The sequence below is a fragment of the Streptomyces katrae genome (assembly GCF_002028425.1).
GTDB classification, from domain to species: Bacteria; Actinomycetota; Actinomycetes; order Streptomycetales; family Streptomycetaceae; genus Streptomyces; species Streptomyces katrae_A.
Genome location: NZ_CP020042.1, coordinates 536,263 through 554,519 on the forward strand (window position 1 = coordinate 536,263; position 18,257 = coordinate 554,519).

At 75.1% G+C, this 18,257-nt stretch carries 16 protein-coding genes and 1 pseudogene; 10 read left to right on the plus strand and 7 right to left on the minus strand.

Going from position 1 to position 18,257, the window contains the following annotated elements:
- Window positions 1–43: 43 nt before the first annotated feature.
- Window positions 44–1,282, minus strand: a complete 1,239-nt coding sequence (locus B4U46_RS02710) for an ATP-grasp domain-containing protein (protein ID WP_079423719.1) — start codon at window positions 1,280–1,282, stop codon at window positions 44–46.
- 342 nt (window positions 1,283–1,624) lie between these two features.
- Here B4U46_RS02710 and B4U46_RS38825 point away from each other — a divergent pair.
- From B4U46_RS38825 to B4U46_RS02750, 9 genes and pseudogenes are all read left to right on the plus strand, one after another.
- A pseudogene (locus B4U46_RS38825) lies at window positions 1,625–1,696 on the plus strand (hypothetical protein); the annotation flags it as partial.
- A gap of 83 nt (window positions 1,697–1,779) precedes the next feature.
- Complete coding sequence (locus B4U46_RS02715; RefSeq protein WP_237292565.1) at window positions 1,780–2,280, plus strand: substrate-binding domain-containing protein; 501 nt, start codon at window positions 1,780–1,782, stop codon at window positions 2,278–2,280.
- A gap of 42 nt (window positions 2,281–2,322) precedes the next feature.
- Complete coding sequence (galT, locus tag B4U46_RS02720; RefSeq protein ID WP_079423722.1) at window positions 2,323–3,354, plus strand: galactose-1-phosphate uridylyltransferase; 1,032 nt, start codon at window positions 2,323–2,325, stop codon at window positions 3,352–3,354.
- Window positions 3,351–4,496: a galactokinase gene (gene galK / locus B4U46_RS02725; protein ID WP_167747564.1), complete on the plus strand. Its 1,146-nt coding sequence runs from the start codon at window positions 3,351–3,353 to the stop codon at window positions 4,494–4,496. Before galT ends, galK begins: the two co-directional genes overlap by 4 nt.
- A gap of 203 nt (window positions 4,497–4,699) precedes the next feature.
- A complete protein-coding gene (locus B4U46_RS02730) occupies window positions 4,700–5,488 on the plus strand; it encodes a crotonase/enoyl-CoA hydratase family protein (protein WP_079431522.1) in 789 nt (262 codons plus the stop codon).
- A 244-nt stretch (window positions 5,489–5,732) separates the two neighbouring features.
- Window positions 5,733–7,409 carry an FAD-dependent oxidoreductase gene (locus B4U46_RS02735; protein WP_079423725.1) on the plus strand — a complete coding sequence of 559 codons (1,677 nt, stop codon included), beginning with the start codon at window positions 5,733–5,735 and terminating at the stop codon, window positions 7,407–7,409.
- Window positions 7,406–8,911, plus strand: a complete 1,506-nt coding sequence (locus B4U46_RS02740; RefSeq protein WP_079423727.1) for an ATP-binding protein — start codon at window positions 7,406–7,408, stop codon at window positions 8,909–8,911. Before B4U46_RS02735 ends, B4U46_RS02740 begins: the two co-directional genes overlap by 4 nt.
- Window positions 8,908–9,261 carry a UBP-type zinc finger domain-containing protein gene (locus B4U46_RS02745; RefSeq protein WP_079423729.1) on the plus strand — a complete coding sequence of 118 codons (354 nt, stop codon included), beginning with the start codon at window positions 8,908–8,910 and terminating at the stop codon, window positions 9,259–9,261. Before B4U46_RS02740 ends, B4U46_RS02745 begins: the two co-directional genes overlap by 4 nt.
- 104 nt (window positions 9,262–9,365) lie before the next feature.
- Complete coding sequence (locus B4U46_RS02750; protein ID WP_079423731.1) at window positions 9,366–10,910, plus strand: IS1182 family transposase; 1,545 nt, start codon at window positions 9,366–9,368, stop codon at window positions 10,908–10,910.
- A 247-nt stretch (window positions 10,911–11,157) separates the two neighbouring features.
- Here B4U46_RS02750 and B4U46_RS02755 read toward each other — a convergent pair whose 3' ends face one another.
- The 6 genes from B4U46_RS02755 to B4U46_RS02780 all read right to left on the minus strand — a co-directional run bounded on the left by B4U46_RS02755 (window position 11,158) and on the right by B4U46_RS02780 (window position 17,306).
- Entirely contained in the window at window positions 11,158–12,327 is a 1,170-nt protein-coding gene (locus B4U46_RS02755) for a S8 family peptidase (protein WP_079423733.1), read from the minus strand.
- Between the two features lie 130 nt (window positions 12,328–12,457).
- Window positions 12,458–14,092 carry an isovaleryl-CoA dehydrogenase gene (locus B4U46_RS02760; protein WP_079423735.1) on the minus strand — a complete coding sequence of 545 codons (1,635 nt, stop codon included), beginning with the start codon at window positions 14,090–14,092 and terminating at the stop codon, window positions 12,458–12,460.
- Complete coding sequence (locus B4U46_RS02765) at window positions 14,076–14,690, minus strand: TetR/AcrR family transcriptional regulator (RefSeq protein ID WP_079423737.1); 615 nt, start codon at window positions 14,688–14,690, stop codon at window positions 14,076–14,078. Before B4U46_RS02765 ends, B4U46_RS02760 begins: the two co-directional genes overlap by 17 nt.
- An 84-nt stretch (window positions 14,691–14,774) precedes the next feature.
- A complete protein-coding gene (locus B4U46_RS40020) occupies window positions 14,775–15,992 on the minus strand; it encodes a hypothetical protein (protein WP_159402058.1) in 1,218 nt (405 codons plus the stop codon).
- A gap of 146 nt (window positions 15,993–16,138) precedes the next feature.
- Window positions 16,139–16,465 carry a putative quinol monooxygenase gene (locus B4U46_RS02775; RefSeq protein ID WP_079423741.1) on the minus strand — a complete coding sequence of 109 codons (327 nt, stop codon included), beginning with the start codon at window positions 16,463–16,465 and terminating at the stop codon, window positions 16,139–16,141.
- Window positions 16,466–16,562: 97 nt separating this feature from the next.
- Window positions 16,563–17,306 carry an IclR family transcriptional regulator gene (locus B4U46_RS02780; protein ID WP_079423743.1) on the minus strand — a complete coding sequence of 248 codons (744 nt, stop codon included), beginning with the start codon at window positions 17,304–17,306 and terminating at the stop codon, window positions 16,563–16,565.
- A gap of 118 nt (window positions 17,307–17,424) precedes the next feature.
- On the opposite strand from B4U46_RS02780, the gene B4U46_RS02785 reads away from it, so the two are divergent.
- Window positions 17,425–18,249, plus strand: coding sequence for a class I SAM-dependent methyltransferase (locus B4U46_RS02785; protein ID WP_237292567.1), 825 nt, complete (start codon window positions 17,425–17,427; stop codon window positions 18,247–18,249).
- Window positions 18,250–18,257: the final 8 nt, after the last annotated feature.

The window sequence follows — 18,257 nt, forward strand, 5'->3', positions numbered from 1 at the left end:
GGCCGGGGGGCGCGGCGGGCCGGGGGGTCAGGCGGGCCGGGGGTCAGGCGTATTCGAGCCGGATGGCCGCGCCGATGGCCCCGACGGCGGCGCGCAGCCGGTCGTGGTCGGCGGCGGTGCCGTGCACGGTGCCCAGGTGGCCCTCCGTACCGGCGCGCCAGTGCAGGGAGCGGCCGGCGCCGGGGTCGGCCTTGACCTGCCACACCTCCTCCATGGCGGCCACCTCGTCGAGCCCCCGGATCCCCGCGAGGGTGGCCCCCGCGTCGGCGGGCGGCGTCAGGAAGTAGACGAACTCCACTGCGGGGAAGTGCAGTTCCGGGATCTCCAGCGGCAGCCCCAGGGCGGCGCGCAGCGCGGCCCGCAGCAGGTCGAAGCGGGTGGAGCGGCGCAGCAGGGCACCCACGTAGCCGCCCATCCGGCCGTTGACCTCGATCAGCCGGGGGCCGTCGGGGGTCAGCTTGATCTCCACGTGGGTGACCCCGTCGGTGACGCCGAGGGCGCGCAGGGCCGCCCCGGTGAGGCCGAGCACCTGCTCGGCCAGCGGGCCGGGCAGTGCGGCGGGCTGGAACATGCCCGTCTCCCGGAAGGGTTCGGCCAGCGGCAGCTTGCCCGTCACGCACACGTGGCGGACGGCGCCGCCGGAGCTGACCGACTCCACGGACACGTAGTCCCCGAACCCCGGCCCGGCGGCGTCCGGGTCCCCTTCGAGGTACTCCTCCAGGACGAACTCCGCCCCGCCGCCGGCCAGGAACTCCTGCGCCACCGCCACCGCCTGCTCGGCGCTGTCGACCCGGCAGGTGTCCACGCTGCCCGCTCCGGAGCGCGGTTTGACGACCGCGGGCAGCCCGACCTCGGCGAGCGCCGCCGGCACCTGCGCCGCGGTCCGCACCGCGACGCAGCGCGTCGACTGCACCCCGGCCTCCCGCAGCCGGGTCCGCTGCCGCTCCTTGTCGACCAGGACGGCCGCCACGTGCGGCGGGTGGAAGGTCAGCCCGCAGGCCTCGGCCAGCTCCGCCGTGGCGGCGAGCCGGTACTCGCTGAAGGTGGTGATGCCGTCGGGCCGCAGGGCCCGGAGCGCGGAGCGGCGCTCCGCGGGCGACAGACCGGTGACGTCGAGCACCCGGGCCACCTCGGCGAGCCGGGCGGCGGAGCCGGCCGAGCCGGGAAGGTCCTCGTCGCAGACGAACACGACGGAGCACAGCTTGCGGGCGGAGGCCAGGATCTCCACGGAACCGGCCGACCCGCGGTCGAATACCACGGCGAGAAGAGGCAGTGTGCGCATGCCGCCACGCTAGGCAGCCGTCCTGGCCCCGTCCTCGAGCGCCCGTCGAGGCCCCGCCGACCGGGTGTCCACCGCCGGAGGCCCCGGCGGGGTGCGGCGGCCCGCCGGGAGGGGTGCGGGACGGCAGGGCCGAGGCCGGGGTCGGTACCGAGGCCGGGGCCGGTACCGCCAGGGCAGAGGCCGGCTCGCGGTGCGGGGCGGTCCGGCCGAGGTCGCACGCGTGATCCACGCCCCGGACGGCCGTATCATCGAGTCCGCGTCGGCCCCGCTCGCGGAGGGGCCGCACACGCTGGCCGTCCCCCGCGGCGGCCTGGCGTCGCTCACGGTCACGGAAGGACGCCGATGAAGGTAGGGATCACCGACGTCGCGGCCCGCGCGCAGGTCGGCGGGGCGACGGTCAGCCGGGTCGTCAACCGCCGCCAGGGCGTGTCGCGCAAGACCCGGGACGCGGTCGAGCGGGCGATGCCACCGACGACCTGCTCGCCGCCGAGCCGGCGGTGGACCATCTGTACCGGCTGGGCCACCGGCGGATCGGCATGGCCTCCGGCCCGGCCGGCAACCGGCCCGCGGACCGGCGGGTGCAGGGGTTCCTCGACGCCATGGCCCGGCGCGGCATCGAGGACGCCGGGCGCCGGGTGATCCGGCAGTCGTACACCGTGGAGGGCGGGCAGGCCCCCGCGGCCGCGCTGCGGGAGCTCGGCGCCACCGCGATCGTCGCCGCCAGCGGCTGGATGGCCCTCGGCGCGATCCGCCGGATCCGCCGCCAGGGCCGGTCCGTGCCCGGGGACGTGCCGGTGGTCGGCTACGACGGCACGGGCATCACCGAGTTCACCGACCCGCCGCTGACCACCGTGCGGCAGCCGGCGGACCGGCCGGCGCTGGAGGTGGCGCGCGGCGTGCCGGTCCTGGTCGGCAACCGGGACGTGCCCGCGGGGGAGCTGCTCTTTGACCCCGAGCTGGTCATCCGTGCCTCCACCGCCCCGGTCGCCCCCTCCTGACCGCACCTTTCCCGCGCACTCCCCCGACAGACAGGCGAGGACGTGTACACGACCGTCACCGAGCTCGCGGACGGCCGCGAACTCATCTACTACGACAGCTCCCCCGGCCGGGACCGCACCGCCGAGGACCGGCGCCCGCTGGACCGCGTGGAGAGCAGCCCGGAACTGCGCCGGGACCCGGCCACCGGCGACTGGGTCACCATCGCCGCCCACCGGCAGACCCGCACCTACCACCCGCCCGCCGACGCCTGCCCGCTGTGCCCCTCGCGGGACGGGCGGCAGAGCGAGATCCCGGCCGCCGACTACGAGGTGGCCGTCTTCGAGAACCGTTTCCCCTCCCTCTCCGGCGCCGCCGGGCGGTGCGAGGTGGTGTGCTTCACCCCCGAGCACGAGGCGGGCTTCGCCGACCTCTCCCCCGGGCGGGCCCGGCTGGTGCTGGACGCCTGGACCGACCGCACCGCCGCGCTGTCGGCCCGGCCCGGGGTGGCGCAGGTGTACTGCTTCGAGAACCGCGGCGCGGAGATCGGCGTCACCCTGCCCCACCCGCACGGCCAGATCTACGCCTTCTCCACCCCCACCCCGCGCACCGCCAAGCACCTGGCGGCGGCGGCCGCGCACCGGGCCGCCACCGGGCGCAACCTCTTCGAGGACCTTCTCGCCGAGGCCCGCGCCGCCGAGGAGAGGGTGGTGCTGGCCGGGGAGCACTGGACGGCCTTCGTCCCGTACGCCGCCCGCTGGCCCTACGAGGTCCACCTGTACCCGCACCGCCGGGTGGCCGACCTGCGCGGGCTCGACGAGGCGGAGCGGGCTGAGTTCCCCGGGCTGTACCTGGACCTGCTGCGCCGCTTCGACGGGCTCTTCGGGCCGACGGCCGGGCCCACCCCGTACATCTCCGCCTGGCACCAGGCCCCGCTGAGCGACGGCAAGGAACTCGCCCTGCACCTGGAGCTGTTCACCGTGCGGCGCACCGCCGACAAGCTCAAGTACCTGGCGGGGACCGAGTCGGGGATGGACGCGTTCATGAACGACGTGGCCCCGGAGACGGCGGCGCGCAGGCTGCGGGAGGCCGGGTGAACGCGGTCGTGCGCCGGGAGTTCGAGCGGATCCACGGCCAGGCGCCCGAGGGCGTCTGGGCGGCGCCGGGCCGGGTCAACCTCATCGGTGAACACACCGACTACAACGACGGGTTCGCCCTGCCCATGGCGCTGCCGCAGACCGCCGTGCTCGCCGCGCGCCGCCGCGCCGACGGGCTGCTGCGGCTGCACAGCGCCCAGGGTGACGGCCGGGTCACCGAGCTGCGGGTGGCGGACCTCGCCCCGGGCACGGTGTCCGGCTGGGCCCGTTACCCGGCCGGGGTGGTGTGGGCGCTGCGCGGGCGGGGGCTGCCCGTGGGGGGTGCGGACCTGCACCTGGACAGCACGGTGCCGACGGGGGCCGGGCTGTCCTCGTCGGCGGCGCTGGAGTGCGCGGTGGCCGTCGCGTACGACGAGCTCCACGGGCTGGGGCTGGAGCGGCCGGAGCTGGCGCGGGTGGCCCAGTACGCGGAGAACGCCTTCGCCGGGGTGCCGTGCGGGGTGATGGACCAGATGGCCTCGGTGTGCTGCGCCGAGGGCAGCGCCCTGCACCTGGACAGCCGCAGCCTGGAGGTCCGGCAGGTGCCCTTCGACCTCGCCGGGCACGGGCTGCGGCTGCTGGTGCTCGACACGCGCGTCAAGCACGACCTGGCCGACGGGGCCTACGCGGCCCTGCGGGCCGGCTGCGAACGCGCGGCGCGGCTGCTGGGACTGCCCGCGCTGCGCGACCTTGGGGAGGCGGAGCTGCCCGGGGCGCTGGGTCGGCTGCCGGCCGGCCTGGTGCCGCTGGTCCGGCACGTGGTCACGGAGAACGCGCGGGTGGGCCGGGCGGTGGAGCGGCTGGCGGCGGGCGAACCGCGGGCGTTGGGGCCGCTGCTGACGGAGGGTCATGCCTCACTGAGGGAGGACTACGGGGTCTCCTGCCCGGAGACGGACCTCGCGGTGGAAGCGGCCGTCGCGGCGGGCGCGCTGGGGGCCCGGATGACCGGGGGCGGTTTCGGGGGCTCGGTGATCGCCCTGGTCCGGGCCGGGGAGGCCGCGCGGGTGACCGGCGCGGTGACGGACGCCTTCGCGTCGGCCGGGTTCCGGGCTCCGGTCGCGCTGGAGGCCGTACCGTCGGCGGGCGCCCGGCGCATCGGCTGAGGCCCGGGCGGCGGGGCCGGCCCCCTCGGCCACCTGCCCGCCGGGTGCATGGGCGCGTGGGCGCCCCCGGCGACCGGTCCGGCGTGACCGGCGACCGGGGCGGCGGACCGGCGCGGCAGAACCGGCGGCCCGTCCGGCGTGATCTGCCGCCGGGCCGTCGGCCGGAGCTGGTCAACGGGCCGCACCCACGCGAGAATGCCGCCATGACCGAAGCCGATGCCGCCCGCGCCGTCCGCGTCGAACGCGACGGGCCCGTGACGACGGTGGTGCTGTCGCGGCCCGCGGCCCGCAACGCCGTGGACGGTCCGACGGCACGGCAGCTGGCCGAGGCGTTCCGGGAGTTCGAGGCCGACGAGGGGGCGGCGGTCGCGGTGCTGTGGGGCGAGGGCGGGACGTTCTGCGCGGGCGCCGACCTCAAGGCCGTCGGCACCGGGCGCGGCAACCGGGTGGAGCCCGAGGGGGACGGCCCGATGGGGCCGACACGGCTGCGGCTGACCAAGCCGGTGATCGCGGCCGTCGCCGGTCACGCCGTGGCCGGAGGGCTGGAGCTGGCCCTGTGGTGCGATCTGCGCGTGGTGGAGGAGGACGCGGTCTTCGGGGTGTTCTGCCGCCGGTGGGGGGTTCCGCTCATCGACGGCGGTACGGTGCGGCTGCCGCGGCTGATCGGCGAGAGCCGGGCGATGGACCTGATCCTCACCGGCCGCCCGGTTCCGGCCGCCGAGGCCCACGCGATCGGGCTGGCCAACCGGCTCGTACCAGCCGGGCGGGCCCGGGCGGCGGCGGAGGAGCTCGCGCGGGAGATCGCGGGCTTCCCCCAGCTGTGCCTGCGCCACGACCGGCTCTCCGTACGCGAGCAGCACGGGCTGGCCGAGCCCGAGGCCCTGGCCAACGAGCTGCGGCACGGGACGGTGCCCCTGGCGGCGGGCGAGACCCTGGCGGGCGCCGCGCGCTTCGCGTCCGGGGCCGGGCGGCACGGTTCGTTCACCGGCTGAGGCCCCGCCGCGCGCCGGCGGGGCCCGCAGGCCGGCGCCGGTCCCGGACCCTCCTCCGCCCGGGCCCGGGCCGCCTCGTCCGAGCCCCCGACCTGCCTTTTCGCCCGGCGCCCGCCCGGACCGCCCGGCCCGTACGGCCGGGTGCCGGAGCGGTCGCGGGCGATCGAACCTACGATGGGCAGGAGCCGGCGCGGTCGGGCAGGCCTCGCGCGCCGGTCGTCCCGAGCGCGCAGGGCGGAGGAGCATGGCACAGGCCGGCGATGCGGCGCGGACCGTCATCCTCACCGTGGACGACGATCCGGGGGTGTCCCGCGCCATCGCCCGTGACCTGCGGCGGCACTACGGCGGGGGGTACCGGATCGTGCGCGCCGAGTCCGGGGAGTCGGCCCTGGAGGCGCTGCGCGAGCTGAAGCTGCGGGGCGACCTGGTCGCCGTGATCCTCGCCGACTACCGGATGCCGCAGATGAACGGGGTGGAGTTCCTGGAGCAGGCGCTCGGCGTGTATCCGGGGGCGCGGCGGGTGCTGCTGACCGCGTACGCCGACACCCACGCGGCCATCGACGCGATCAACGTCGTCGACCTCGACCACTACCTGCTCAAGCCGTGGGACCCGCCGGAGGAGAAGCTCTACCCCGTTCTGGACGACCTCCTCTCCGCCTGGCGCTCCAGCGACTACCGGCCGGTGCCCGCCACCAAGGTGGTCGGGCACCGCTGGTCGGCGCGCTCCTCCGAGGTACGGGAGTTCCTGGCCCGCAACCAGGTGCCCTACCGGTGGTATTCCTCCGACGAGCCCGAGGGGCGGCGGCTGCTGGAGGCGGCCGGGGCCGACGGGCTGCGGCTGCCCCTGGTGGTCACCGCCGGGGGGACGGCGCTGATCGAGCCGGAGGTGGCGGAGCTGGCCGCCCACGTGGGGCTCGCGACCACCCCGGCCGCCGCGTTCTACGACCTGGTCGTCATCGGCGGCGGCCCGGCCGGGCTGGGCTCGGCGGTGTACGGGGCGTCCGAGGGGCTGCGCACCGTGCTGGTGGAACGGTCCGCGACCGGCGGGCAGGCGGGACAGAGCTCCCGCATCGAGAACTACCTGGGCTTCCCGGACGGGGTCTCCGGTGCCCAGCTCACCGAGCGCGCCCGGCGCCAGGCCACCCGGTTCGGTGCGGAGATCCTCACGGCGCGCGAGGTCACGGGGCTGGAGGTGAACGGCCCGGCGCGCGTGGTGCGCTTCTCCGACGGCTCGTCGGTCGCCGCGCACAGCGTCATCCTGGCGACGGGGGTGTCGTACCGGCAGCTGGGGGCGCCGGGCTGCGAGGACCTGACCGGGCGCGGGGTGTACTACGGCTCCTCCCTGACCGAGGCGGCCTCCTGCGAGGGGCAGGACGTGTACGTGGTCGGCGGGGCCAACTCGGCCGGACAGGCGGCGGTGTACCTGGCGCGGGGCGCGAAGTCGGTGACGCTGCTGGTGCGCGGGGAGTCGCTGGCGGCGTCGATGTCGTACTACCTGATCCAGCAGATCCAGGAGGCGCCGAACATCGCGGTGCGGCCGCGGACGGTCGTGGAGGCGGCGCAGGGCGAGGGGCACCTGGAGCGGCTGGTGCTGCGGGACGCGGTGACGGGGGCCACGGAACTCGTGGACGCGCAGTGGATGTTCGTGTTCATCGGCGCGGCCCCGCTCACGGACTGGCTGGACGGGACGGTGCTGCGCGACGAGCACGGGTTCATCCTCGCCGGACCGGACCTCACGCCGGACGGGCGGCCGCCGGCCGAATGGGAGCTGGACCGGCCGCCGTACCACCTGGAGACCAACATTCCCGGGGTGTTCGTGGCGGGCGACGCGCGGGCCCGGTCGGCGAAGCGGGTCGCGTCCGCGGTGGGAGAGGGAGCCATGGCCGTCATGCTGGTGCACCGGTACCTGGAGCAGTCGTGAGCGGGCGGGAGGCGTCCTGCGACCCGCGGGAGATCGCCTCGCTGTTCCTGTTCGAGAAGCTCTCGGCGGAGCAGCTGGGGAGACTGTGTCGCGAGGGGCGGGTGGAGCGCTTCGAAGCCGGTCCGCTGTACACCGAGGGCGAACCGGCCACCTGCTTCTACGTGATGCTCGAGGGCACCGTCGTGCTGTACCGCAGGGTCGGCGCGGACGACGTGGAGGTGAGCCGGACCTCGCAGCGCGGGGTGTACGCGGGGGCCATGCAGGCCTACCTGGGCGACCGGGTCCCGCAGAGGTACGTCAACTCGATGCGGGTGACGGAGCCGACACGGTTCTTCGTGCTGCCCGCGCAGTCGTTCGCGGACATCATGCAGGAGTGGTTCCCGATGGCGGCGCACCTGCTGGAGGGCCTGTTCTTCGGCGCGAAGGACACCCAGCGGGCCATCGGCCAGCGTGAACGCCTGCTGGCGCTGGGCTCGTTGTCGGCCGGGCTGACGCACGAGCTCAACAACCCGGCGGCGGCGGCCGTCCGGGCCACGGCGGCGCTGCGCGAGCGGGTGGGCAAGATGCGGCACAAGCTGGCCGTCATCGCCCGGGGCCCGTACTCGCGCGAGGCCCTGGCCGAACTGATCGACATCCAGGAGCGGACGGCGGAACGGGTGGCCAAGGCACCGGTGCTGAGCCCGCTGGAGGCGGCCGACCGGGAGGACGAGCTCTGCGACTGGCTGGAGGACCACGGCATCCCGGAGGGCTGGCGGATCGCACCGGTGTTCGTCCAGGCCGGACTGGACACGGACTGGCTGGAGCAGGTCGCGGCGACGGTGGCCGAGGACATCCTGCCCGGGGCGGTCGGCTGGCTCAACTACACGGTGGAGACCGAGCTGTTGATGGACGAGATCGACGACTCCACCACCCGGATCTCCCATCTGGTGGACGCGGCGAAGCAGTACGCGCAGCTCGACCGCGCCCCGCACCGCGACGCCGACGTGCACGAACTCCTCGACAGCACCCTGTTGATGCTCTCGGGCAAGATCGGCCCCGGGGTGCGGGTGGTCAAGGAGTACGACCGCACCCTGCCCGAGGTGCCGGCCTATCCGGCGGAGCTGAACCAGGTGTGGACCAACCTGATCGACAACGCGGTGTCCGCCATCGGGAGCGGCGGCGGCAAGGGCACGCTCACGGTCCGCACGGCGCGGGAGGGCGACCGGCTGCTGGTGGAGTTCCGCGACACCGGGCCGGGGGTGCCCCCCGAGATCAGGGACCGCATCTTCGACCCCTTCTTCACCACGAAGCCGGTCGGCGAGGGCACGGGCCTCGGCCTGGACATCTCCTGGCGGATCGTGGTCAACAGGCACCACGGCAGCCTCGGGGTCGAGTCCGTACCGGGAGACACCCGCTTCCGCGTCCTGCTGCCGCTGACCGCCCCGGAAGAACAAGCCGGCCCCGGACCCGGACCCGAGCACGGTGCGGGCACCGACCCCGCCACCACGGAGGAGCGCACATGACCGAGATCGACGGCATCGACCCGAGCGTCCCGCCCAGCGGCACGGGCTGCGCGGAATGCGACGCGGTGGGCGGCTGGTGGTTCCACCTGCGGCGCTGCGCCCAGTGCGGCCACGTCGGCTGCTGCGACTCCTCTCCGGCCCAGCACGCCACCGCCCACTTCAAGGCCGCCGGCCATCCCCTGGTGCAGAGCTTCGAGCCGGGCGAGGCCTGGTTCTGGAACTACGCCACGGACACGATGTACGAGTCCGGCCCCGAACTCACCCCGCCGGCCGCCCACCCCACCGCCCAGCCGGCCCCCGGTCCCGCGGACCGCGTCCCCGCGGACTGGCTGGACCACCTCCACCGCTAGAAGACTGATGAAGATGTTGGGTTCTGGCCCCGCCGCGTCAGCGGTGGGGCCAGACTCGTGTTGTGGTTCAAGGGGAGTGGGTCGGGGAGACGGTCGGACCTGATGTGTGGGCGACGTGCCGGGAGTTGATTCCGGCTGGGAGTGTGTTCGCGTTCCTGGCCGAGCACCGTGGCCGGTTGTTCCCCGCGGCGATGTTCGCGGACATGTATCCGTCGGCGAACGGGCGGCCGTCCATGCCGCCGCAGATTCTGGCCGCGGCGATCACATTGCAGGCCCTGCACGGCATGTCGGACTTCGAGACGGTCCAGGAACTGCGGTGTGACCTGCGGTGGAAGGCCGCGTGCGGGCTGGGACTGCATGACACCGCGTTCGACCCGTCGCTTCTGGCGTACTTCCGGCGCCGGCTGGCCCGCTCCACCAGCCCGAACCGGGCCTTCGAGGCCGTGCGGGAGGTCGTGAAGGCCACCGGTGTCCTCAGGGGCAAGCACCGGCGGGCACTGGACTCCACCGTGCTGGACGACGCGGTCGCCACCCAGGACACCGTCACCCAGATCATCGGCGCCATCCGGGTGGTGATCCGGGAAGTCCCCGGCGGCGCCGAGGCTGCCGCCGCGCAGTGCACCGCCCACGACTACACCGACCCGGGCAAACCCCGCATCACCTGGAACGATGCCCAGGCACGAGCCAACCTGGTCGACGCGCTCGTCGGCGACGCGGTCAGACTGCTCGGGCATCTGCCCGAGCAGGAACTGGGCGAGAAGGCAGCGAACGCGGTCGGCATCCTCGCGCTGGTCGCCGGGCAGGACGTGGAACCGGCCGAGGACTCCGACGGCCGTGACGGCCGCTGGCGCATCACCCAAGGGACCGCCCCGGACCGGATGATCTCCACCGTCGACCCCGAGTCCCGGCACATCCACAAGACCCGCTCCCATCAGCAGGACGGATACAAGGCCCACCTCGCCGTCGAGCCGGAGACCGGGTTATACACCGCCGTCGCCCTGCGGCCCGGGGCCGGGCCAGAGCACCACGAGGCAGCCGTCGGCCTTGAACTGCTGGCCGAGGAGGACACCCCGGTGGACGCCTTCGGTGACACCGCCTACTCCACCGGCGACGCCCGCCAGGCCCTCGAAGAGGCCGGACACCGGCTGTTCCTCAAACCCGCCCCGCTGCGGCCGGCCGTCCCAGACGGCTTCACCCTCGACGACTTCGCCATCGACACCTCCGCCGCCACCGTGACCTGCCCCCAAGGCCACACCGTCGGCCTGTCCGAGCCCGGCGGCCGCCACCACCAGCGCAGGGCCGTCTTCGGGAACGTGTGCACCCGATGCCCGCTGCGTGAGCAGTGCACCAAGGCCAAAGCCGGACGCGTCCTGACCATCCGCCCCCACCACGATCTCCAAGCCGCGGCCCGCCGCCAGGCCGCCACCGACCCCGCCTGGCAGGCCGACTACCGCCGCTGGCGGCCACCAGTCGAACGTGCCGTCGCCTGGCTCGTCCACCACGGCAACCGCCGACTCCGCTACCGGGGCACCATCAGCAACAACGCCTGGCTCCACACCCGAGCAGCCGCCCTCAACCTCCGCCGCCTGATCAACCTCGGACTCACTCACACAGGCGGCACCTGGCACCTCGCACCGGCCATCACATAACCAGAGGGGCCGCCCGGCCTACGGCCGGACGGCCCCTCAACAAGATCTTCATCAGTCTTCTAGGGCCTGTCTGACAATTCGCGCCGGATCAGGCCGGGTCGTTCGGTGCGTGTGATCGGCGCACCCTGGGACTGCCCCGGCTGCTGGAGGTCCCCCACCGGCTTGGCCCGGCCGCCGCCCCGCTGCGGCACGCGGAACTCCCGCTGCACCCGCACCCGTTCCCGTGAGGGCCCGTGGGCCTCACGCTCTAGAGGCCGGAGGTGTTCAGCAGCCGGTTGGGGGTGCCCGGCGGGACGGCGCCGAGGACGTCGCGGTCGGCCTGCGCCGTGAGCCAGGTGCGGACCTGGGCGGGGGTGGCGGTGGGGTGCGCCGAGAGGTAGAGGGCCACGGCGCCGGTCACGTGCGGGGTGGCCCAGGAGGTGGCGGCGGAGTCGCTGGTGCCGGTGCCGCCGCCCGCGAACGCGGAGGTGATCTGGTCTCCGGGTGCGTACAGGTCCACGCAGGAGCCGTGTCCGGAGCCGAAGCTCTCGGTGTCCTGCCAGTGGCGGTCGCCGGCGGTGGAGGCGGCCACCACGACGGCTCCGTGGGCGCCGGCCGGGGAGTGTCCGCAGGCGTCGTCGTTGAAGTTGCCCGCCGCGACGACCGCCGGGATCCCGGACTCGACAAGGTGCTGTACGGCCGCGTCGAGCGCCGGGGAGCGGGTCTGGAGATTGAGGGACATGTTGACCACCGCCGGGCGCTGTGCGTGGGCGGTCACCCATTCGACGGCCTTGACGATGGAGGCCTCCGGAGCCGCCGGGGCGCCTGTGCCGGGGCCGCTGCTGCCTCCGCTCTCTTCGCAGGCGATGGCCTGGACGCGTACGAGAGCGGCCTTGGGGGCGACCCCGTAGGTACGGCCGCCGATGATGCCGGCCACGAAGGTGCCGTGCCCGAGTCCGCTGCTGTCGGCGCAGTCCCCGGTGTCGGGGGCGCCGACGAAGTCGGCTCCGGCGGTGGCGCGGCCCGCGAACTCGGCGTGCCCCAGGTCCATTCCGGTGTCGAGCACGTAGACGTGGACGCCGCTGCCGTCCGCACCCGCCGCGTAGCGGCCGTCGAGGGGGCGGGTGCGCTGGTCGAGCCGGTCCAGGTTCCAGGGGACGCCCGTACGCGCGAACGGGGCGGCGCCGGTGTGGCCCGAGGGCGCGGGACTTGCCGGGGCGCTGCCCGAGGAGCCGCCGCCCGGGTGCGGTGCGCCGGTGGCCGGGGGCCGGGCGGACGGGGAGGCCTGCGCGGCGCCGGATCCCGCGGCGGACGGGGCGGGCCCCGCGGGTTGCGGGTTCGCCGACGGGTCGCAGGCCGTGAGGCCCAGTGCCAGCGCCAGCGCCGCCGCGGCAGCCGGCACCACCGTGCCCGCCGTGCGTCTCGTGTCCCGCCCCATCGCTTGTCCCCCGTTCCTCTCGGCAGCCGCCGCGGCTGCCCTCGTCTACCGCCCAGACGTCCCGGACGGGGGCTCCGGTTCCGGCCGGAGGCGAGGGGCCCCGCGGGCCGGCCGCCGGAGCGGCCCCGGCTCAGACGGCCGGTGTCACGGCCCGGTCGAGGACGGCCCCGGTGTCCACCCCGGTCGGCAGGGTCCCGTAAGCCCCTCCGTGCTCCCCGCCCAGCCGGGACGCGCAGAAGGCGTCGGCGACCGCCGCCGGGGCGTGCCGCACCAGCAGCGAGGCCTGGAGGGCCAGGGCCATGGTCTCGGTCAGCTGCCGGGCCCGGTACTCGGCCTCGGCGGGGTCGGCGAGCTGCTTGTGCAGCCCGGCCACGGCCGCGTCCAGGTGCCGGTCGGCCCCGGCGGCCAGGCCCACCTCCGCGAAGAAGGCCTCGACGCTCTCCGGCTGACGGGCCATCGCGCGCAGCGCGTCCAGGGCGGCCACGTTGCCCGAACCCTCCCAGATGGACGACAGCGGAGCCTCGCGGTAGAGGCGGGGCATGCCCGAGTCCTCGACGTAGCCGTTGCCGCCGAAGCATTCGAGGGCTTCGGCGGCGTGCGCGGGAGCGCGCTTGCACACCCAGTACTTGGTGACGGCCAGGCCCAGCCGGCGCAGCAGCGCCTCGTCCGAATCCCCGCGCGCGACGCGGTCGGTGGCCCCGGCCAGGCGCATCGCGACGGCCGTCGCGGCCTCGGACTCCAGTGCCAGGTCGGCCAGGACGTTGCGCATCAGGGGCTGGTCGATCAGTGCCTTGCCGAACGCCCGCCGGTGGGTGGCGTGGTGGACGGCCCGGACCAGGCCGAGCCGCATGCCGGAGGCCCCGCCCAGGACGCAGTCGAGCCGGGTCATGTTGACCATCTCGATGATGGTCGCGACCCCGCGGCCCTCCTCCCCCACCAGCCAGCCGAACGCCTCGTCGTACTCGATCTCGGAGGAGGCGTTGGAGCGGTTGCCGAGCTTGTCCTTGAGGCGCTGGAGGTGCAGCCGGTTGCGGGTGCCGTCGGGCAGGACCCGGGGCAGCAGGAAGCAGGACAGTCCCCCGGGGGCCTGCGCCAGGGTGAGGAAGACGTCGGACATGGGCGCCGAGGTGAACCACTTGTGCCCGGTCAGCCGGTACGTGCCGTCTCCGGCCGGGGCGGCGGTCGTGGTGTTGGCGCGGACGTCCGAGCCGCCCTGCTTCTCCGTCATCGACATCCCGGCGATCAGCCCGCGCTTGGTGTCGGGCCGGCGCAGCCCGAAGTCGTACGTGCGGGAGGCGAGCAGCGGCTCCAGCCACTCGGCCAGGGCGGGGGCCGCGCGCAGCGCCGGGACGGCGGCGTAGGTCATGGAGACCGGGCAGGTGTGGCCGGCCTCGACCTGGCTCCAGACGATGAACTTGGCGGCGCGGGCGACGTGCGCGCCCGGCTCCTGCTGCGTCCAGGGGGCCGCGTGCAGCCCGTGCGAGACGGCGGTTTCCATCAGCCGGTGCCAGTACGGGTGGAACTCGACCTCGTCGACGCGGTGGCCGTAGCGGTCGTGGGTGTGCAGGACCGGCTCGTTCTCGTTGGCCAGCCGGCCCCACTCAGCGGCCTGCTCGGATCCGGCGAGGACGCCGAGCCGGTGGAGTTCGGGGGCGGCCCAGCCGGCGCCCTCGCGGGCCAGGGCCTCCAGCAGGGCCGGGTCGGCCGCGGCGTCGTAACCGTGGTGCGGTGGAACCTGGTTGGTGACCTCATGCGTCTGGGGCATCGTGTCCTCCAAGGGCGCGCCGGGTGAAGGTGAGCAGGGCGGGGATGACCTCGCCGGGGGCCGCGTCGCCGTCGGCGAGGGGTCCGACCAGCGCCTCGGCGATGGCGCCGACCAGTGCGGCGGCGGTCAGCTCCGGCAGCTGCGGCGGCAGTTCGCCGGCGGCCGTGCCCGCGGCGATCTGCCGGGCGAACACGTCGCGGAACGCCCGCCGGAAGGCGAGGCGTTCGGTGTCGACGGCCGGGTCGGCCGGCTCCGCGAGCAGGGCGAAGGCCCGCCGAGGGGCCTGGAGCGCCCGCGAGGCGAAGGTCTCCACGGCTCCGGCCACCCGCTCCGCGGCGGTCCCGGGACGGTCCGCGGCGGTGGTCACGGCCGCCACCTCCCGGACCACAAGGGTCCGGAAGAGGGCGGCGGCGAGCTCGGACTTGCCGGAGAACGACTGGTAGACGCTCCCGGTGGAGATGCCGGCCTCGGCCGCGATGGCGGCGACGGAACAGCCGGCGTACCCCTCCCTCGACAGCAGACGGACGGCGGCTTCCAGCACCCGGTCCCGACGGGCGTCGAGCCGGGCCTGAACGGCGGGTGGGCGGCGGTAGGGCATGGGAAGGATTGAAGCAGTGATTCACTGCTTCACACCAGCCCCGGGCGGCGCCCGTTCGGACCGGCGGGGAAGTCTCCGGCCGGTTCAGGCGCAGGTGACCGTCACCTGGCCGCTGCCGCCGTTGCTGGAGAAGCCGACGGTGAACCGGCCGCCAGGGGGCTGCTGCTCGGTCCGGCCGCCGAGCGTGATCACCTGGGAGGCTCCGGCGGCCAGGGACCCGCTGCCCGCGGTGGCGGTGACCCCGGAGGGCAGGGATCCGATCGACCAGTTCAGGTTCCCGCCGCCGCTGTTGCGCACCACCAGGGTGCTCGGCCATTCGCCGTTGGCGCAGAACTCCCGGACGCTGGCCGGGCGCAGCGACAGCGTCGGCACGGCGACCGGGGCGGGGGCGCCGGACTGCTTGGGCGGCGCCGGGGGCGTGGTGGGAGGGACCGGGGCGGGGTTGCCGGCGCCGGGGGTGGGCGGGTGGGAGGGGGCGGGCGTGGGTGAGGCCGCCGCCTCCGTGGGCGAGCCGGTGGGGGTGGGGGCGGGCGCCGGGCCGCCGCCGTCGGTGGAGGCCGAGGGGGCGGGGGCTGCGCCGGAGACGGCGGCGGTGGGAGTGGCGGCCGCCTGCGGCTGGAGGGTCGCCGGGTCCTGGCTCAGCTGCCGGCCGACGAAGACCCCGCCGACGGCCATCACCATGACGCCGCCGATGACCAGCGCCATGGTCTTCGTCTTCTTCTTGGCCTGCTTCTGACGGGCCTTCTGGTCCGGGTGCCCGGTGCGTCCGCCCTGGACGATGATGCCCCTGCCGACCGCCCGGGGGTCGTCCTGCTTGGGACCGATGGCCCGGGGATCGTCCTGCTTGGGACCGATCGCCCGAGGGTCGTCCTGCTTGGGACCGATCGCCCGAGGGTCGTCCTGCTTCGGACCGATCGCCCTTGGGTCGTCCTGCTTCGGACCGATGGCCCGGGGATCGTCCTGCTTCGGACCGATCGCCCGCGGGTCATCCTGCTTCGGACCGATCGCCCTTGGGTCGTCCTGCTTCGGGCCGATGGCCCGGGGGTCATCCTGCTTGGGACCGATGGCCCTTGGGTCATCCTGCTTCGGACCGATCGCCCGCGGGTCGTCCTGCTTCGGGCCGATCGCCCGCGACGGGTCCTGCGGGCCCGAAGCCGTGCGCCCTCCCTGGACGATGATGCCGTCCCCGCCCGGGGCCGGGTCGGTGAAGCCTCCACCGGCGTCCGGGGTCGTCCCGTGGGACGGGACCGACGCGTCGTTCTCCGGACGGGGCACGTCCGGTCCACCTCTGCCGTCGCTCATGGCGCAATCCCCCTGGGGTCAGCCTGCTCCTGCCAGGACAGTTTTCGGCCACGGAGCCACGGCGTCCATCCCCGCGACGTGACGGCAACGTCCCGGTCTCGTACCGGAACGGGCCGTCACGGCGACGGGGTGCGGGGAGGGCGGGGTCAGTCGCGGGGAGACAGTTCGGCCATGGCGCTCCAGCCCTGGCCGGGCACCTCGACGTGGATGATCTCCGGGGTGGTGGCGATGGCTCCGGCGAGCGTTTCCATACCGGCCTTGAAGTGCTCCGAGGCGACGTGCGCGGCGCCGGCCTCGGCGTCGGTGAACGCCTCCAGCAGGGTGTACTTGTTCGGGTCGTCCACGCTGCGGGACCAGTCGTAGAAGAGGTTGCCCGGCTCGGACCGGGTGGCGCGGGTGAAGTCGTCGACGAGGGTGAGCCAGTTGTCGCTGTGCTCCGGGCGGACGTCGAACCTGACGGCGATGAAGATCATGCGGCCAGCCTGGCACGCGGGGCGGCCCCCGCACACGTCCGCCGCCCGCCATTCCGGCAGGGCCGGAATCCGGGCGGGGCGGCGGCGGGCGGGAGCCTCACCGGATCCGGCCCTCGGCCGCCTCCGCGAGGGCGGCACGGATGCCTTCCGGGCGGCGGCGGAACTCCTGCGTCGGCACCGACACCGACAGCGCGTGCACGGTGTCCCGCTCGTCCCCCACCGGCGGCAGCGCGACCGCCAGGCAGGTCCACGCCGGGTCCGCCTCCCCCACCGACACCGCGAAGCCCGCCGCGCGGACCCGCAGCAGCTCCGCCTCCATGGCCTCGGCGTTCGTGATGGTCGCCGGGGTCAGCCGGGCCATCCCGTGCGCGTCGAAGTAGCGCCGCCGCGCCCGCGGGGTCAGCCGGGACAGCAGGGCCTTGCCGTGGGCGGTGGCGTGGGCGCGGGTCTCACGGCCGGGCGCGAACGGGTTCGCGGTGTCCGTGACGGGGGCGGTGGTGTCCACGACGGTGATCACCCCGCCCCGGTAGGCCGTGTAGTAGGACTCGCCGCCGGTCGCCCGCCGCAGCCGGGCGAGCAGGCCGGGCATGCCCGGGGCCGGGGCCAGCTGGTGCAGGAAGCTGCGGTGCAGCCGGGGCAGCTCGGGCCCGAGCGCGTAGCCGCGGGCCGTGCGCACCAGGTAGCCGCGGTCGGTGAGCGGCCCGAGGAGGTGGTAGGCGGTGGACAGGGAGCAGCCCGCGGTGCGCGCCAGCGCCTTGGCGCTGACCGGGCCGGGCGCCGCGGCCACCGCGTCGACGAGGGCCAGCGCGCGGTCGAGGGACTGCGGACCGGTGTGCGCCATGGTGCTGGTGGTTCCCCGTGGGTGGGCGGCAGGACGGGCCCCAGCCTACGTGGGGGGGCGGGCAGGCGCCGTCGACAGGACGTCACCGTACGGCCACACTGGGCACGGAGGTGGACCCATGACCCGAGCCGACCGGCCCGACGACATGCGGGCGACCGTGCGGGAGACGTACGGTCCCGCGGACCTCAGCGCGGTCCCCGTGTTCGCCGGCGGTTTCATCAACTTCGGCTACTGGCGGCCCGAGGACCTCGACGGCGCGCCGACGGTGGAGGACCGGATCCGCAGTCAGCAGGACCTGTACCGGCGCGTGCTGGACAGCGCGGGCCCTCTCGGCGGCGGGGAACTGCTGGAGGTGGGCTGCGGGCTGGGCGTGGGCTGCGCCCTGGCCGTCGGGGAGTACGGTCCGGCCCGGGTCACCGGTATGGACATCCACCCCCAGCAGCTGGAACGGGCCCGGCGGGCCAACGCCGGGCTACTGGAGGGGCCGGGGCCCGAGCGGCTCCGGCTGGTGCGCGGGGCCGCGGAGGAGATGCCGTTCGGGGACGGGGAGTTCGACTGCGTCTACAGCGTGGAGGCCGCCCAGCACTTCGACGACCTGGCACGGTTCGCGGCGGAGACCGCCCGGGTGCTGCGGCCCGGCGGCCGGGCCTCCGTGACCAGTTTCTTCACCCCGGACGCCGGGGCGGCGCCCCGGCTGGCGCAGCTGCTCGACACCTTCGCGGACGGGCTGGACATCGCCCGCCCGCCCTCCGAACTGACCGGGGCCCTGGCCCGGTCGGGGCTGACCGAGGTCCGCTGCGAGTCCATCGGCCCCTCGGTCTGGCCCGGCTGGGACCACTGGCTTTCCGCGCAGTGGAAGCCGGGCACCTGGCCGAGGAACTTCCGGGCGGCGTGGGAGCAGGGCCTCCTCGACTACTACGTGATCACGGCCGTCCGCCCGTAGCCGCCGGG

Coding starts and splice junctions, on each gene's coding strand:
- B4U46_RS02730 (WP_079431522.1), top strand. CDS start 4,700: ATGACCGAAGCCGATGCCGCCCGCGCCGTCCGCGTCGAACGCGACGGG.
- B4U46_RS02735 (WP_079423725.1), top strand. CDS start 5,733: ATGGCACAGGCCGGCGATGCGGCGCGGACCGTCATCCTCACCGTGGAC.
- B4U46_RS02780 (WP_079423743.1), bottom strand. CDS start 17,306: ATGGCGCACACCGGTCCGCAGTCCCTCGACCGCGCGCTGGCCCTCGTC.
- B4U46_RS40020 (WP_159402058.1), bottom strand. CDS start 15,992: ATGAGCGACGGCAGAGGTGGACCGGACGTGCCCCGTCCGGAGAACGAC.
- B4U46_RS02755 (WP_079423733.1), bottom strand. CDS start 12,327: ATGGGGCGGGACACGAGACGCACGGCGGGCACGGTGGTGCCGGCTGCC.
- B4U46_RS02765 (WP_079423737.1), bottom strand. CDS start 14,690: ATGCCCTACCGCCGCCCACCCGCCGTTCAGGCCCGGCTCGACGCCCGT.
- B4U46_RS02785 (WP_237292567.1), top strand. CDS start 17,425: ATGACCCGAGCCGACCGGCCCGACGACATGCGGGCGACCGTGCGGGAG.
- B4U46_RS02775 (WP_079423741.1), bottom strand. CDS start 16,465: ATGATCTTCATCGCCGTCAGGTTCGACGTCCGCCCGGAGCACAGCGAC.
- B4U46_RS02710 (WP_079423719.1), bottom strand. CDS start 1,282: ATGCGCACACTGCCTCTTCTCGCCGTGGTATTCGACCGCGGGTCGGCC.
- B4U46_RS02760 (WP_079423735.1), bottom strand. CDS start 14,092: ATGCCCCAGACGCATGAGGTCACCAACCAGGTTCCACCGCACCACGGT.
- B4U46_RS02745 (WP_079423729.1), top strand. CDS start 8,908: ATGACCGAGATCGACGGCATCGACCCGAGCGTCCCGCCCAGCGGCACG.